The organism is Longimicrobiales bacterium (genome assembly GCA_029245345.1).
Taxonomy (GTDB): domain Bacteria; phylum Gemmatimonadota; class Gemmatimonadetes; order Longimicrobiales; family Gaopeijiaceae; genus CALFPJ01.
This window is the reverse complement of the sequence record JAQWPM010000018.1, coordinates 26449-42218: the sequence shown is the minus strand read 5'-3', so window position 1 is coordinate 42218 and position 15770 is coordinate 26449. Positions and strand designations below refer to the sequence as shown.

The window sequence follows — 15770 nt, the reverse complement described above, 5'->3', positions numbered from 1 at the left end:
GCGGAGTTAGTCTGCAGCCGCGCTTCCTTGGTCGCTCTCCGGTTCGATGCGAACGGGGCAGACCTTGAGCTCGGCGGTTTCTGTTATCGGGTCATAGCCTGACCCGGTAAGAATATTCACGGGCACGTCGTTGAACGAGAACGAGCTGAACACAGTGCCCCTGGGCGATCGTTTCGTCGCCTGGACCTTGACTCGTACCGAGCCACGTCTGCTCGACATCTTGACGAAGCTCCCGTCCGCTACGCCCCACGCAGCCACGTCGTCCGGATTGACCTCGAGGGTCTCTTCTGACAACAGGTAGTCGATCCCGGAGGAGCGCCCGGTCTGAGTCCGCGAGTGGTACGCCTCAAGCCTGCGCCCGGTCGTGAGCCACACCGGATAGTCATCGTCGATCGTCTCTGCGGGGTCGCGGTAGCGGATCAGCTTGAAGATCCCACGCCCATTTATGAACTCCTCCTCGTGCAGTCGAGGCGTTCCTGGATGACCTTCCTCCGGGACGGGCCACTGGTACTCGCCGAATTCGATGCGATCCCAGTTCAACCCATGGTACGTGCTGGTGAGTTCACACAGTTCGTTGAAGACTTGGCTGGCATCGGTATAGTCGAAGCCTTCGAAGCCCATGCGCTGCGCGAGCTGCGAGATGACCCACCAGTCGGGCTTCGCTTCGCCCGGCGGTGGAACTGCCTTCCGCAGGCGTTGCACACGGCGCTCGGTGTTCGTCTGCGTGCCGTCGGTCTCGCCGAAGCCGGTCGCGGGAAAGACGACGTCCGCGAACTCTGCGGTCTCGGTCATGAAGAGATCACACACAACAAGGAAGTCGAGCGCATCGAGCGCATGTTCGCAGTGTGTCCGGTCCGGGTCGGTCACGACGGTGTTTTCGCCGTCGATGATCATCGCCTTGATGGTGTCACCGGCCAGCTCGAGTGCTCGCACCTTGGTGATGCCTTTCTCGAGATCGACCTCCCGACCCCATGCTTTGGCGAACTTCGCTTGCATCGCCGGATCGGTGACCGACTGGAAACCCGGATAGTTGTTCGGGATCGCCCCGACATCGCCGGCCCCCTGGATGTTGTTCTGGCCTCGCATGGGGTTAATCCCCGTCCCCTCACGACCGATGTTGCCGGTCATGAGCGCCAGGTTACACAGGCTCTGAACGTTGTCCACGCCGCAGATGTGTTCCGTGATGCCGAGCGTGTAGTAGATGGCTCCGCGTTCGGCCCGCCCGTAGAGAAGGCCCGCCTCTTCGATCTGCTCCGGCGGGACGCCGCAGATCTGCGACGACCACTCGGGCGTGAATTCCTTGATGTGCTCGAGGAACGCCTCAGCCTCCGCCGTGCGACCTGCGACGAAGCCTTCGTCGACCAGGCCCTCTCTGTGGATGACGTGCGCCATACCGAGCAGCAAGGCCGCGTCGGATCCGACACGAAGCTCTAGGTGCATTTCCGCGTAATTCACGAGTCCGATCTTACGAGGATCAGCCACGATCATCTTCGCCCCGTTCGCGATCGCCTTCTTGAGGCGCGTCGCTGCGACCGGGTGGCACTCGGTCATGTTGGTCCCGATGCAGAAAATCACATCGGGCTTTTCCATGTCCTTGAGTGGGTTCGACATGGCGCCCCTACCGATGGTTGCCGCCAGACCGGCGACTGTAGGGGCGTGTCAGGCACGGCTGCAATTGTCTATGTACGAGGTGCCCAGCCCAGCCCTCACCAGCTTCTGCATCATGAAGCCGGCCTCATTCGGCGCTCGCCCAGAGGCGACGGCGTAGAGGCTGTGACGCCCGTGTTCGTTGACCGCAGCCAGCAGGCCCGCAGCAGCCTTGTCGAGCGCCTCATCCCACGTGGCGGGGACGAGCTGCCCGTGGTCATTCCGCACGAAAGGCGTTTTGAGACGATCGGGGTGATGTACGAAGTCGAAGGCGAACTGGCCCTTCACACAAAGCGCGCCCTCGTTCGCGGGGCCGTCCATGGCCGGCTGGATGCCGACGATCTTGTCGCCCTTCGTCATGATGTCGACTGCACAGCCCACGCCGCAGTATGGACAAATGGACCGCGTCTTTTCTACCGGAAGCTCGACGTCCTTGGCGCGAAGTGCCTTTAGGTCGCCGAGAGCGCCGGTAGGGCACGTCTGTATGCACTGGCCGCAGAAGGTGCACGCGGAGTCTTTGAGGAGTCCGCCGAACTCTGTCGTGATCTGCGTGTCGAAGCCGCGATTCATGATCGAGATCGCGTAGTCGCCTTCTTGTTCGGCGCATACGCGTACGCAGCGGTAGCAGGAGATGCACTGCTCGTAGTCGCGCATGATGAACGGGTTCGGATCGTCATCTCTCGACGTTCCGGACTTATCACCCTCGAAGCGGCCGGTGCGTGCGTCGTAACGATCGACCAGCGTCGTCATTTCCTGAGATGCGTATCCCGCCAGTTCGTTGACGTCGACTTCCCGGTTTTCTGACACGACCATCTCGAGGAGCACGCGCCGGTGCATCTCCAGTTTCCCGCTTCGTGTTGTGACCCGCATGCCGGGTTCTGCCTGGGTCGTGCAAGAGGCGACGGGGTTCCGTGCGCCTTCGAGCTCCACGACGCACAGCCGGCATGCGCCAAACGCATCCAGGCGGTCGTCATAACAGAGCGTCGGGATCTCCTTCTCATGCCGTTCGGAAACTTGGAAAATCGACTCACCCTTCGTGAATTCGACTTCCTCTCCGTCTAGGAACAGCGTCAGTCCGTTACTCATTCGTCGAAACTCCTGCTGCGACGTGTTCTTGGATCGCTTCCGGGAAGTAGCGCACGAGACTTTCTGTGATCAGCGGTGCCGCCTGACCGAGTCCGCACGCGGACGTTTCTTTCATAGTGAGGTTCAAGTCCGCCACTTCATCCAACCAATCTGTGAGATCTTCGGGTCCGGCGTCGCCCGCCAGCCGCTCGGTGAGTCGCTGCGTCCCGATACGGCACGGGAAACACTTCCCGCATGATTCGTGGGCGAAGAACTCCATGGCCTGATGCGCCACTTCGATCATGTCGCGCGTCTCGTCGAAGATCATGATACCTCCCGCCCCGAGAAAAGAACCCTTGGAGCGGATGGATGGCTCGTCGAGCGTGACGTCGAGGTCGTCGCCGGCCAGAAATCCTCCGGATAGCCCCGCCATGGTCACCGCTTGGATCGAGTGTCCTTCTCGGACGCCGCCGGCCCACACGTCAATGAGTGTGGAAAGCGGAAGCCCTAGCGGGACTTCGTAATTGCCCGGGCGGTTCACGTCGCCCGAGAGCGAGATGACCTTGGTTCCCTTGTGGTCGCCCGAGCCGAGACCGGCATACCACTCAGCGCCATTGGCGATGATCGGCGGGAGCGACGCGAGTGTCTCGACGTTATTCACGGCCGTGGGCGTGCCCTCGTAGCCGTGCGTGACGGGGTAGGGTGGGCGGTTCCGCGGGAACGGGTGCGCACCCTCCAGCGAGTTGAGCAAGGACGTTTCCTCACCGCAGATATAGGCACCCGCACCGCGGATGAGATGGATCTTGATTGTTCGTCCGGTGCCGAAACAGTTGTCGCCGAGTACTCCAGCGAGTTCGGCATCTACTATCGCCTTGGCCATGAGTGCGTCCGTTTCCGGATACTCGTAGCGGAGGTAGAGGAACGCGCGTTCAGCGCCTGTGGCGGCACAGGACAAAGCCATGCCTTCGAGCACACCGTGCGGATCATGATCCATGAGTGCGCGGTCCTTGAAGCAGCCGGGCTCGCCTTCGTCCGCATTGCACACCACAGTCTTCGGCCCGCCCTCGGCGTCGGCGACGGCTCGAAGTTTTCGCCCCGTCGGGAAGCCTGCGCCACCGCGCCCGGCCAACCCGCTCTCGTCGATGACCGTGATGATCTCGTCGGGGGTCATCGAGGTGAGCGCTTTCTCGAGCGCGGCGTAGCCGCCGGACGCTCTATAGCCGTCCAGCGTCTTCCGATCAGCGTTCCGGATATGTGCAAAGACACACTCCTCGGTTCCTTCCGGCGCTGCTGGGGGCGCGGGCGTCTCGCGGGCCTCGAGCGCGTCAGCGGAGAGGCCGACGAGTGTCTGGTTGCCAAGCAGTACCGGGATCGGCTCGTCACACCGGCCGCTGCACGGCATGGACGTCGCCCCGTCGATGCTTTCGAGCAGTTCCTCAGCGCCGTGCATGCAGCACACCGGACCCGTGCACACGCGAGGTGCCGTGTGTCCGCCCGGATCACGTGAGAAATGATGATAGAACGTCACCGTCCCGAAGAGATCCGCGATCGGGATGCGGAGGCCGTCGGACACGTCGCGCAGTGCTTCTTCGCTCAGATACCCATCGCGGTCATGGAACGCGTGCAGCAGCGGGAGGAGCGGGGCTTCCCGGTCCTTGAACTCGGTGATCAGCTGCTCATTTGTCTTCAACTAGTCGACTCCTTCGCGACGGCGTGTGACGAGACCGGCAAAGTGCGCCTGGAGAGGGTGCTACGCCATCCCTTGCGGGGCCGGGTGCAGTGGCGGTCGGAGGGGCCGACACGCGCGGAAGCGAACCTCGGACACCCCCAGGGCCGTAGGAGACAACAGTGATTCCCACTCCATGCGTCTTTTCACAGAAAGCTGGAACTCATCATGAAGAAGATCCTGGTCCTGAGTCTCGCGATCGGCCTGACAGGTTGTGGCGATTTCGTCGACGAAGATGGCAACACCAGCATCCGCCAGGTCGCTCAAGGCCTGAAGACCCTAGGTGACCGTGTGGTTGAGATGGGTGAGGCGCTTGAGCGAGACGCCGGAGTGGAAGCCGTAGCGTGGGAGGATCTCGTCAACGCGATTCCCACCGAAGTGGATGGCACCCGGTTGAGTTCGACGGAGGGAGACGAGTCGTCGGACCGCGAAGGAGCGGGCCTGTCCATTGCCCATGCGCACTACGCAGTTCAGGGCGACAGCGCCTTTGTCGGCGTGGCGGACCTCGGAGCACTGCGTAGCGGGGCAGCGCTCGCGCTCAGGTGGGCTGCGCCTCTTTTCGGTCGAGACGACATGGATGGTGAAATCGAGGAGATCGAGGTAGCCGGTTATCCGGCGATCCAGGTCAGGAACGAGAAAGACGACGACCTGCTTGTCGCGGTTCTCGTAGCAGGTCGTTTCGCTGTCATCGCCGGAGCGGACGGACGCATCGACGACGACTTCGTGTGGGACGCCCTCGCCGAGGTCGATTTCGGAATGCTCGAAGACTGGAAGGACTACGGGACGAACTGATGGCTGCCGCCCCCCTCTGTTAAGGGGGGCGGCCCCAGTCACCAAAGACGCTAGGCTAGGCAGGGAACCGCGTCACTCCGAGATAATGGCCGGTCGACCCAGGGCCCCGAGCTGGTCGTTCAGACGGTTCAGCTCACCGTCGAAGAAGGCCTGGATCGCCTGTTTGGCCTCTTCCAGTCGCTCGGTGAGCACCTGATGCACTTCGCCCTGCTGCACTGTCGGAACGAAGTCCGCACCCTTCCAATCGATATCCGATGCTAGGGCGCTGAGACGGCCATATAGACGCATCGGATTGCGGAATGAGTCCTCGCGCGCTCCGGTGAGATTCACATCCACCAGCCGCCCCTCGAGGTCGGTCGCGATGGCCTCCAGTCGTTCCACCTCAGCATGGACTGTAGCGGCGCTCTCGTCTCGCGCGAGCGCTCCCGCCGCGGCCTGTAGCTGCACCCGGGTGTGCTCCATGCGTTCGATCACGGATGTGATGTCGGAAATCTGATCACGCATTTGAAGGCTTACCGCGACCTGGGTACGGATATCTGCCAGCGTTCCGGTGGAGTAGGGATCTTTCAGGACCTCGAACTCTTTAGTGAACTGTTCATCGCCGAGTGTGAGCGTCGCTGTGTACGTCCCCGGTACGGCCAGAGGCCCGCGTTGGCCACGGATCAGGTCGATATCCCACACGTACACGACGCGGTCACCGCCTTGTTCGAGCGGGACGAAGTCTTTCCCTGGCGGCTTCGTGTAGAAACGGGGCAGGCGCGGTGCTGGGTGGCGCAGGTCCCAGTACACCCGATTGATCCCGGCGCGCGCCGGTCCGTTGATTTCTCGAACCACATAGCCGTCTGCGTCACTTATGGTGATGCGGGCCTGTCCCCCGCTGCCTGCGACGAAATAGTTGATGTCTGCTCCGTACCGTGGATCCTGGCCGGTGCTCATGCTGGCCTCGGTCTTGATGCCTTGGACTTCTTGCCAGCGGTACGCGGGCCGGATGTCGAAGAGTTCATTGGACGCCATGGTCTCCGCGTCCAGTGCCCGTAGCGATCCGATGTCGTCCAGGATGTAGAAGCCCCGTCCGTAGGTTCCGATCACCAGATCGTCGAAGCGCTCTTGGACCACCAGCCAGTAGACCGGAGCGGGTGGCATATTGAGGCGCAGCTTCGTCCAATTGTCTCCGTCATCCAATGTCATCCACACCGAGTTGTCGGTGCCGGCGAAGAGCATTCCAGGCCGTTTCGGGTCCTCGCGCACTACATGCACGAACGAGTGGGGAGACGACGGGATGCCATCGCTGATCTTCTCCCAGTTCTCTCCGTAGTCGTCGGTCTTGTAGATCCAAGGATCGAAGTCACCCATTTGGTGCAGGTCGACCGAGATGTACGCTGTGCCCGCGTCGAAACGGGACGGCTCCACATTGGCGATCGTGCCCCACGCAGGGACACCTCCGATGTTCTCTGTCAGGTTGGTCCAGGTCGCTCCGGCGTCACGCGTGAGTTGCACTTGTCCGTCATTCGTGCCGACCCAGATCGTTCCCTGCTCGAGCGGAGATTCTGCGATCGCGAAGACCAGAGAACCGTCGTAGGTCATGAGATTGTCGATGGCTACGCCGCCGGACGACTGCTGATGGTCTTTTAGGTTCAGCGTGAGATCCGGACTGATTGCGTCCCACGAGTGGCCGCCGTTTTCGGTGCGGTGCACGAACTGCGAGCCGACGTAAACGACGTCAGAGTCGTGTGGTGAGATGTGGATGGGGAAGTTCCAGTGCCAGCGAACCGCTAGGTCCGCTGGCGCCCATCCGTAGCCCGCCTCGGGCCACACCCGGACGTTCCGGACCTGTTTGTTGCGATGGTCGTAGATCTCGAGTCCACCATCGTAGCAGCCGGACCAGATGATGTTCGAGTCGTCAGGCAGGGGCTGGGCGAAGCCCGACTCGCAGCCGCCGACGTCCTGCCAGAGTCCGAGGGGGATCGAACCGGTCCTAGAATTCGAAGGGCCGCGGTACGAGTACCCGTCCTGTCGGTTGCCATAGACGTTGTAGGGCACTTCGTCGTCGACGGCGACGTGGTACATCTGGGCGAAGGGCAGGCGGTGCCGGCGAAAGGACTGCCCGTTGTGCGAAACGTTGGTGTTCCCGACGTCGTCCCCGACAATGATGTAGTCGGGATTTGTGGGATCGATCCAGATGTCGTGTGTGTCTCCGCCACCGTTCGGTCCGCCCTGGACGAGCGTCCGCCCACCATCGACGGACATCGAGAAACGGACGCTGATGAAGTAGATCTTGTCCGCGTTCTCCGGGTCTACTCCGATGCGCGTGTAGTACGGCGCGCGCTCATTCATGGTGTGGTTCGTGGAGACGTGCTGCCACGTGCGGCCGTAGTTGTTCGACCGGTATAGGCGGGGTGCGTCTTCTTCCGTCAACACGTAGACCCGCCCCGGATCACTCGGCGCGACTTCGACCGCGATTTTGCCGAGAGTCTGTTCGTTACTGTCTGGAAGCCCACGGCCCACCGAGGAGACCTTCTCCCAAGTGTCGCCACCGTCTTCAGTGCGCCACACGCCGGAGTCGGGGCCACCGGAGTTCAGGCCCCACGTGTTGATGTGTACGTCCCAGATTGAGGCGTACAGGAATCGGGGATTGTTGGAGTCGAGCGCGAGGTCGACGCACCCAGACTCCTCGCTCACATGGAGCACCAGTTCCCAGTTGTCACCGCCGTCTTCGGTGCGGTAGACGCCACGAGTCGCTTGAGGCCCATATGTATGACCCAGCGCACATGCGTAAACGATGTCCGGGTTCGTTGGGTGCACCCGAATGCGCCCGATCCTGCCTGTCTCTTCGAGTCCGACGTTCGCCCACGACGCTCCCGCATCGGTCGACTTATAGATCCCGTCTCCCATCGCGTGAGCAGGGCGGATCAGAAACGTCTCTCCCGTTCCGGCCCAGATCTGGTTGTGGTCAGAGGGAGCCATTGCGAGGGCCGACACCGACGACACTTCTTGGTCATCGAAGATGGGGAACCAGCGAACCCCGCCGTCCTCGGTCTTGAAGAGCCCGCCGGAAGCGCCGCCCGAGTACATGACGAGCGGGTTTCCCGGTTCTCCCAGGACGGAGATCACACGGTTGCCGTCGGGGCCGATGTGGCGGTATGAGAGCCCGGAAAGTTGCGACGGGTCGACGTGCTGGGCCGATGCCAGGGCGGGTGCCACAGCGGGCGCCACAGCAGCGGCGAAAAGTCCCAGTGTCAGGGCCCACGATGATGGGGCAATCAGGCGGTGGAACGACAAGTGCGCACTCCTTGATGCGGGCGTGATTTGAACCCGGACAGAGTGACGCGAGAGGCGGTGCGGCGCCATGGCGATGGAACCTCTTTCGCCTATTATGGTCGAACAATGGGGAATTTCTCTTCACATCCGGTGCCATGATCCGTCCGAACCTTGTCGCCAGTGCCAGCGCAGTCGTCGCTCTCAGTCTGGTCGCAGTGGGCAATGCTGAAGCCCAGTCCTCACGCGCCTGGATTTCCGGTGACCACCATATCCATAGCCGATGGAGTGTGGGCTGGGACACGGAGACGGACCCGCCCACGGCCATCAAGGGTGGAGACGCGATTTACCCGATCGCGATGAACGCCACGATGGCCCGGTACTACGGCCTGAGCTGGATGGTCGGCACTGATCATGGTGGCCCCAACCACTCGAAGGTGAACCGCGAACAGGCGTACCCGGAGCTACTTCTTTCCCGCAAAGCCGTACCCGAGGTTGTGCAATTCTACGCGATGGAGTTCGACACGCCCGGCGCGGATCACAGCAGCATGATCATGCCGCACACGCACGACGAAGCTGAGAAGCTCGAGGAACTCGAGAGCAGTTTTGCGACGAGGGATGCCTGGCCGAGAGATCCGACCCGAAATACCGAGCCCAAGATGATCGAGGCGCTCGAGCATATGCGGGATATGGACGAACCTCCTGTTGTGATCGCCCACCATCCGTCGCGGTCGGCGGACAGCATCGGGGTATACGGGCTGGACGCTCCGGCGGAGTTCCGTAGGTGGAACAACACCGCCCCGAATGTCGCGATTGGCATGGAGGGCGCCCCGGGCCACCAGGCGGTCGTGTTCAGGGCAACGGGTGATTCGGTCACACCCGGACCGCGTGGAGCGTACGGGCGGCAGCCCACCATGGGCGGATTCGATCAGATGACCGCGCGCCTCGGCGGTTTCTGGGACTCGATGCTGGGGGAAGGGCGCCACTGGTGGATTACGGCGAATTCGGACTCTCACGTGAATTGGCGTGAGGGTGGGGCGGACTTCTGGCCAGGCGAGTACTCGAAGACCTATGTCTACGCGGACAAAGCGCACGACGACATTCTGGACGGGATTCGCGGCGGCCGCGTCTTCGTGACGCTCGGTGATCTGGTTTCGGAGTTGTGGGTTACGGCCGAAGCAGGTGGAACTGAAGCCGAAATCGGAGGTGAACTCGAGGTGTCCTCAGGGTCAGACGTCCAGATTTCGGTCCGTGTTCTCGATCCTGCCGGTGAGAACTCGCATGGCGATTCGCCTGAGGTCCGTCGCGTGGACGTCATCATCGGCGAGGTATACGGCCACCTGGACGACCCCACGGTCGACACGAATCCGACGACGGCGATCCTTCAGCGGTTCACGAGCTCCGAGTGGAGCCGTGACGGCGACTACATCGTCGTGAACGTGACGATTCCGAACGTCGATCAGGACATGTATGTCCGTGTCCGTGGCACGAACGGTGACGAGCTCGAGCCGGAGAACGATCCGCCGACCGAAGATCCGTGGGATGACCTCTGGTTCTACTCGAACCCGATCTTTTTGACGGTCCGGTAGGCCTTCCCTGGATGGGATGAGAAACCAGGCCGAGGACTCGGCTAGAGAATGAGGGCGACCTCCGCCACGAGCCCCGGCCCGAAAGCGACCGCCACACATGGCGTTTCAGCTTCCGTCGCGCGGAGGCGCTCTAGGATGAAGAGGAGCGTCGCTGAGGACATGTTGCCGTACTCGGAGAGGATGTCGCGAGACACGTCCAACTCGGCCCGGTCGAGGCCCACGGACGCACCGAACGCGGTGAGCACGCGCGGCCCCCCCGGGTGTACGGCCCAGGATCGGATGTCCTCCATTCCGAGGTCGTGCCCGGCCAACCACTCCGTCAGCCATTTGCCGACGTGCGACTCGATCAGACTGGGGACCCCGGCAGACAGCGTCATCCGGAAGCCGTGGTCGCCCACCTTCCAGGTCATGGCGTCCGAGGAATTCGGGAGGAGCAAGGTCCCCTGGGCCGCCACCCGCCATGGTTCGTCGTCGGCGTGACGCGGTGCGCCTGAGCCAACCAGAGCCGCGGCGCCGTCCGCGAACAACGCGTTGGTCACGATGGCGTCCGGATCCCATCGGTACGACATGTGCAACGAGCACAACTCCACAGCACCCACTAAGACCCGCGCGCTTGGGTCTGATTCGGCGAAAGACCGTGCCACGCGGAGTCCGTTCAGGAATCCGTGGCAGCCCATGAAGCCTACGTGCGTCCGCTCGATGGAGCGGGAGAGGCCCAACGTCTCGATCAGAGAGGCGTCTAGCCCCGGTGAGTAGACGCCGGTGCATGACACGGTGATCAGGTGAGTGACGTCGCCGGGTCGAAGGTCGGATTGGTCCAGTGCATCTTCTGCGGCCCGGTGCAGCAGGCTCGGGGCCGCGGCTTCAAAGACCTCCATCCGGCGAGCCGTGGACGGGCCTTCGTCCGATGAAGTCTCGGCGGGTCGGTAAAACGACTGGCGAGGCTCCCCGGAGGCGAGCAAGACCGAGTGCCTAGTCTGGATGCCCGAACGCTTATAAAGCGCCCGCACCGTTGTTTCTCTGCCTCCACCGGGATGCAGTAGTCCGACCATCATTTCCGCAGCGTTCGCTTGGGTAATCGACTGCTCCGGAACGGCCAGGCCAATGCCCTCTATGCGGAGACTCATGCGGAGGTGCGGAGACGAAGTGGGGATGCGGCCGCGCGCCGCACGAATGGGCCGGCAGCGGTCGGAAAGCGCCGAAGGAGTCTCACTCCAGTCTTGGACAGAAGAGGTCGGCGGAGCGCCCAGGAGACCCCTCGGCAGAAGCGAGTCGAGGCGCCGACCGTGTGGTCGTACTCCTTCTCCCATCGGGACACCAACTGGTCGTCCCAGCTTCTGATTCCCTCTGCGGCGATGGGGCTGAGCACTCGTGCTCCCGCGAGCGCCCACGCGATGCCTTGACCGCTGAATGGCTCCACATACCCCGCCGCGTCTCCCACCGCTAAGAAGCGTTCTCCTCCTTTGGTGCCCTTGCGCGTCAGTTGTGGCGTTCCTTTCCAACCGGCGTCCGGCGTATCCGGAAGCGCGACGAAGCCAGCTTCCTTCAGGATATTCCGGACCAATTCCGTCGGATGAACAGCCTTGCCGATCGCGGGCGCCAAGGCGGCCGCGACGTCGAGCGAGCCGTCTTCGAGCCTCACCAGACCGACGTACCCACGGGGCCCGATCGCCATATGGACGATGCCTCTCGGGTACGCGGCGTCAAGGAGCGGAGAGAGCCCTGAGCCGAGTCGATAGACGGCCCCATATCCGATGCGCGAGTCTGGCGCCACGATGCTCTTGGGTCCGGCATCGCCCAGTCCCGCCTGGAAGGCAGAACCGACGCCGGTCGCGTCCACAACTACACGGGCCGACAGCATGACTTCCGCACCCCCGGACTTGATCGCCACAGAACGGTGACTGGAGCCCGCCCGGCCAAGTCGAGCGCGCACACCCGCGCGGAAGACCGCACCAGCATCCACAGCTGCATCGACCAGCGCTTGGTCTAGAACAGACCTCGAGACCACTAGTGACTGCTGGAGAGAGACGTGGGCGACCTGGGACCAACCTCCGAGCCGGAGGGAGGTGAGCTTCGTGGCACCGGCGCGCATGAGAACGTCCCCCAAACCCGCTTCCTCCAGGACTGTCTGTGCTCCGGAACTCACACAGCAGCCGCAGACCTTCCAGCGCGGAAAGACCTGACGGTCGAGCAGGAGGACCTCTGCCCCCATCGTCGCCAGCTCGAAGGCACAAAGCGCGCCGCTCGGCCCTGCTCCCACGACGATGGCATCCCACTGTGTTTGCTCAAGTGTCATCCAGCGCGCCGCCACGACATCGAGAAGCGTTGTGGCCAACACCTCTGGATATCGACCCCCCTGAGTCCCGCGGTCTCGGCGATCTCCGCGATTTCAGTCAGCGTGAAGGCGCCCTCGACTGATCTCAGTCCGTCGACTCGAGCGACGTCGGAAGTCGTGAACACGTGGAGCGCGACACGTGCGAGCAGATGTCCCACCGAGGTGCGGAGTAGGTCCTGGGCGAACACCGCAGGTGCCGCGCGGCTCATGCGAGTGAGTAGGTCGACTAGGTCTTCTCGACGCAGATGATGAAAAAAGAGTGAGCAACACAACAAGTCGTAGTCGTCCGGGAGAGGTGAGTCGAGAAGGTCGAGTTCGAAGAACTCGATGGCCGGGCCACGCTGCGTTTTTCGTGCACGAGCGAAGTCGAGAGCCACCCGGCTCCGGTCGCATCCGTGGATCTCCACGGACAAGCCAGCCGATGCTGCCCGCCGCTGTAGGGCGTGAACGATGTCCCCGCCGCCACAGGCGAGGTCCAGCACGCGGATGGGCTGGTCCCTCGTCCGACTCAAACGGAGCACCTCCTTCCAGATGCGCCCAGCCGACCAAGAAAGCGCGTTGATGGTCTCGAGCGCGCGTAGCGCACCGTGATGCCGACGTGGATCGAGATCCGAGTCATCCATCAGTTCAGACTGCAGACGGCGCTGGCTCAGATCAGGTAGGATCACGGAGCGTCCCTACCGGTGAGGTACTGGAGTCTCACCGGCAGGGGCTTTTCTCTTCATCCAGCTAACGCGACAGCGGGCTGTCGTTCTGCAACGGAATGATGTCCGCACTCCACTGGTCGTCACCAAGCAGGTGTTTCACGAAGTATTCCGCCCGCAGCCAGAACCAGTAGTTACCCATGTTCCCGTAGCCGTGGCGCATCCCCGGGAAGACGAAGAAATCGAAGCGCTTGTTGGCACGGATCAACGCCTCCGCCATCCGATGTGTACCCGCGTGGTGCACGTTGTTGTCGACGTCGCCTGTTGTGAGTAGGAGGTGCCCTTTCAGATTTGCCGCGAGATCAGAGTTCTTATCGATATCGAACTCGAAGGTCACCTCTCCGTCGTCGTCGATGACTTCCTGCACACCGTGGTGCGTCTCGGACCAATTCCGGTTGTACACGTCGTTGTTGTGATTCCCCGACGACGAGACCGCGACCTTGAAGAAGTCTGGATAGACGAGCATGGCCGCTGTGGACATGAATCCACCGCCCGAGTGGCCATAGATGCCGACGCGGTTCAGATCGACGAAGTCGTGGCGATCTCCCAGTTGCTCTAGGACCGCTTTCTTGTCGTCCAGCCCGTAATCCCGAAGGTTGCCGTATCCGTAGTTGTGGTACCACTTGGAGCGGCCTGGATGGCCGCCTCGGTTCCCGAGCGTGACCACGATTACGCCGAACTGGGCGAGACCCTGCTCAGCCGTGTTCGTCGACCAGAATTTGGATACGGACTCGGTCTGAGGTCCCGGATATACATATGCGACGATGGGATACTGCTTGTTCGGATCGAAGTCGTACGGCTTGTACATGACCCCGTAGATGTCGGTGACGCCGTCGGCGGCCTCGGCCTGGAACGGCTCTGGGAACTGGTACCCCGCTTGGGTGAGGGCGCTGAAGTCGGCCTCTTCGAGATCGAGAACCTTCTGGCCTGCCGCGCTGTAAAGGGCCGACGCCGGTGTCGTGTTCACCCGTGAGTAACTGTTCACGAAGAAACGACGCGACTCGCCCATGCTGAAGCGGTTGTCGTACTCGCCGGGGTTGAGGAGTGTCACGCCTGATCCGTCGAGGTTCACCCGATACAAGTGCTGGTAGTACGGGTCCTCACCGTTCTCGCGGCCGTTTCCGCTCACAAAAAGGTGACCGCGGACCTCATCGACGCCGATCAGGCCCTGCACATGCCAGGGGCCCTGCGTCAGTTGGCCGACCAGCGTGCCGTCCGCCCGGTACCGATAGACATGCGCCCAGCCGTCGCGCTCGGACCACCACAACAGGTCTCCATTGGCGAGCTGGATGGGTGTGCGCGTTTCCATGTAGGTGTTGAGGCGGTCTTCGATGACCGCCGTCACCGCACCCGTGGCCGTATTCGCGACCATGACGTCTGTGCGCTTCCTGTCCCGAGAGATTCGGGTGAACAAAATCTCGTCCGAGCTGTCGGAGAGCCACTGTGACTGCCGCGGTGCATCCGAGTCTGGATAGACGAACTGCTGGTCGCTGAGGACCGACATCATCTGATCCTGCCACGGATCGTCATCGACCTGGACCATGGAGCGGTCTGCGAGGTCGTAGATGAGCAACTCGCTTTGGGTCACGGCTGAATCGCCCGGCATGTCGTACGTGTAGGTCTCGAGTTCGGGGCGATCGTTGCCGACCGAGTGCACGACCCACAGCAGGCCGACCTCGCGTGCATCCCTACGAACGATGGCAAACTTCTGCGAGTCCTTGGACCAGGAGATCCCCGCACGCTTCCGGTCGTCCATGTTCTCGACTTCGGAGACGTTTGTCTCGCCACGGCCCGACCCGCCACCGTAGTCGTAGTACTTCTCCCCGTCGGTCGTGAGCTGAACCTCAGTCACGTCGACGTCCTCTTCGGCCTCTTCTGCCTCGTCACCGCTTTCGCCCCGGCGAGCGTCGAGGATGAGCGCGTAGTCGGCGCCGCTCATCATCCAGAGGTTGTACTGCTTGGCGAAGACGACGGTCTCTCCGTCCGGCGAGACGCTGGCCCAACCCGGGTGACTGTCCGGCTCCTCGTAGTCGTCGAGCTCGCGGAGCGTCTGCGTGGAGACCGTGAACTCGAAGTGGTGCACGAGCTTGTCCGCGCTCTGTCGCCCAGATCGCTCGTCGTCCTGCTCCTCTCCGTCGGTCTCCTCTTCGTCGGCCTCGTCATCGGCCTCTTCGTCCTGAGACGACTCGACCTCGAACTGGAAGACATCGTTGCTTATGAAGCGAATCGATCGGATGGGGAGGTGCTGACCGTCCCACGGGTCTAGTGTAATCCGGGTCAGTTCTGCGGCCATGCGGTCGTTGTCGAAGAGCTGTGCCTTCGTGCCACGAACCGGATCAACCAGGTAGTAGAACGTCCCGTCCGAGTTGTCCCACTGATACCAGAACCGCTCGCCGCCTTCGATCCAATTCGGTGCCACCGTCGTGCTGTGCACCATGTCGGTGAACTTGTAGGGCGCGAATCGCGCGGCGAGGTCAAAGTTGGCAGAACCTGAGCCCCCGACCATTTCCATTTCCTGGGCGGTCAACTCGGGGGCTTCGGTCACGAACATCGATGCGGCTATTACAAAGAACGAGAGTAAGAACCGGGGGCGGCGGCTTCGCGCTTCGGGCATGGAATCGGACTCGTGCTGAGGTGGAATGTACGCTCAACCAAGA

General features: G+C 62.4%; 9 protein-coding genes and 1 pseudogene. 2 read left to right on the top strand and 8 right to left on the bottom strand.

The features are described 5' to 3' along the window. Positions 1-6 precede the first annotated feature (6 nt). The 3 genes and pseudogenes from P8L30_09905 to P8L30_09895 all read right to left on the bottom strand — a co-directional run bounded on the left by P8L30_09905 (position 7) and on the right by P8L30_09895 (position 4402). Positions 7-621, bottom strand: a complete 615-nt coding sequence (locus P8L30_09905; GenBank protein MDG2240506.1) for a molybdopterin dinucleotide binding domain-containing protein — start codon at positions 619-621, stop codon at positions 7-9. Between the two features lie 15 nt (positions 622-636). Then, positions 637-2733: pseudogene (locus P8L30_09900) on the bottom strand (molybdopterin-dependent oxidoreductase). Next, positions 2726-4402 carry an NADH-ubiquinone oxidoreductase-F iron-sulfur binding region domain-containing protein gene (locus P8L30_09895; GenBank protein MDG2240505.1) on the bottom strand — a complete coding sequence of 559 codons (1677 nt, stop codon included), beginning with the start codon at positions 4400-4402 and terminating at the stop codon, positions 2726-2728. Before P8L30_09895 ends, P8L30_09900 begins: the two are co-directional and overlap by 8 nt. Positions 4403-4606: 204 nt before the next feature. On the opposite strand from P8L30_09895, the gene P8L30_09890 reads away from it, so the two are divergent. After that, positions 4607-5230 (top strand): hypothetical protein, encoded by a 624-nt coding sequence (locus P8L30_09890; GenBank protein MDG2240504.1) that lies wholly within the window; start codon positions 4607-4609, stop codon positions 5228-5230. Positions 5231-5302: 72 nt separating this feature from the next. Here the strand turns inward: P8L30_09890 and P8L30_09885 are convergent, their stop codons facing one another. Beyond that, positions 5303-8509, bottom strand: coding sequence for a hypothetical protein (locus P8L30_09885; protein ID MDG2240503.1), 3207 nt, complete (start codon positions 8507-8509; stop codon positions 5303-5305). 134 nt (positions 8510-8643) lie between these two features. Between P8L30_09885 and P8L30_09880 the strand changes: the two genes are divergently transcribed. Then, a complete protein-coding gene (locus P8L30_09880; GenBank protein ID MDG2240502.1) occupies positions 8644-10074 on the top strand; it encodes a hypothetical protein in 1431 nt (476 codons plus the stop codon). A 41-nt stretch (positions 10075-10115) separates the two neighbouring features. Here P8L30_09880 and P8L30_09875 read toward each other — a convergent pair whose 3' ends face one another. The 4 genes from P8L30_09875 to P8L30_09860 form a co-directional block, all read right to left on the bottom strand. Beyond that, positions 10116-11201, bottom strand: a complete 1086-nt coding sequence (locus P8L30_09875) for a type III polyketide synthase (protein MDG2240501.1) — start codon at positions 11199-11201, stop codon at positions 10116-10118. Then, positions 11198-12409 carry an NAD(P)/FAD-dependent oxidoreductase gene (locus P8L30_09870; protein ID MDG2240500.1) on the bottom strand — a complete coding sequence of 404 codons (1212 nt, stop codon included), beginning with the start codon at positions 12407-12409 and terminating at the stop codon, positions 11198-11200. Before P8L30_09870 ends, P8L30_09875 begins: the two co-directional genes overlap by 4 nt. Next, complete coding sequence (locus P8L30_09865) at positions 12367-13077, bottom strand: methyltransferase domain-containing protein (protein MDG2240499.1); 711 nt, start codon at positions 13075-13077, stop codon at positions 12367-12369. The genes P8L30_09870 and P8L30_09865 overlap by 43 nt, the downstream gene beginning before the upstream one ends. Before the next feature lie 61 nt (positions 13078-13138). Then, positions 13139-15727: a DPP IV N-terminal domain-containing protein gene (locus tag P8L30_09860; protein MDG2240498.1), complete on the bottom strand. Its 2589-nt coding sequence runs from the start codon at positions 15725-15727 to the stop codon at positions 13139-13141. Between the last annotated feature and the right edge of the window lie 43 nt (positions 15728-15770).

Coding starts and splice junctions, on each gene's coding strand:
- P8L30_09905 (MDG2240506.1), bottom strand. CDS start 621: ATGGGCTTCGAAGGCTTCGACTATACCGATGCCAGCCAAGTCTTCAAC.
- P8L30_09890 (MDG2240504.1), top strand. CDS start 4,607: ATGAAGAAGATCCTGGTCCTGAGTCTCGCGATCGGCCTGACAGGTTGT.
- P8L30_09880 (MDG2240502.1), top strand. CDS start 8,644: ATGATCCGTCCGAACCTTGTCGCCAGTGCCAGCGCAGTCGTCGCTCTC.
- P8L30_09875 (MDG2240501.1), bottom strand. CDS start 11,201: ATGAGTCTCCGCATAGAGGGCATTGGCCTGGCCGTTCCGGAGCAGTCG.
- P8L30_09860 (MDG2240498.1), bottom strand. CDS start 15,727: ATGCCCGAAGCGCGAAGCCGCCGCCCCCGGTTCTTACTCTCGTTCTTT.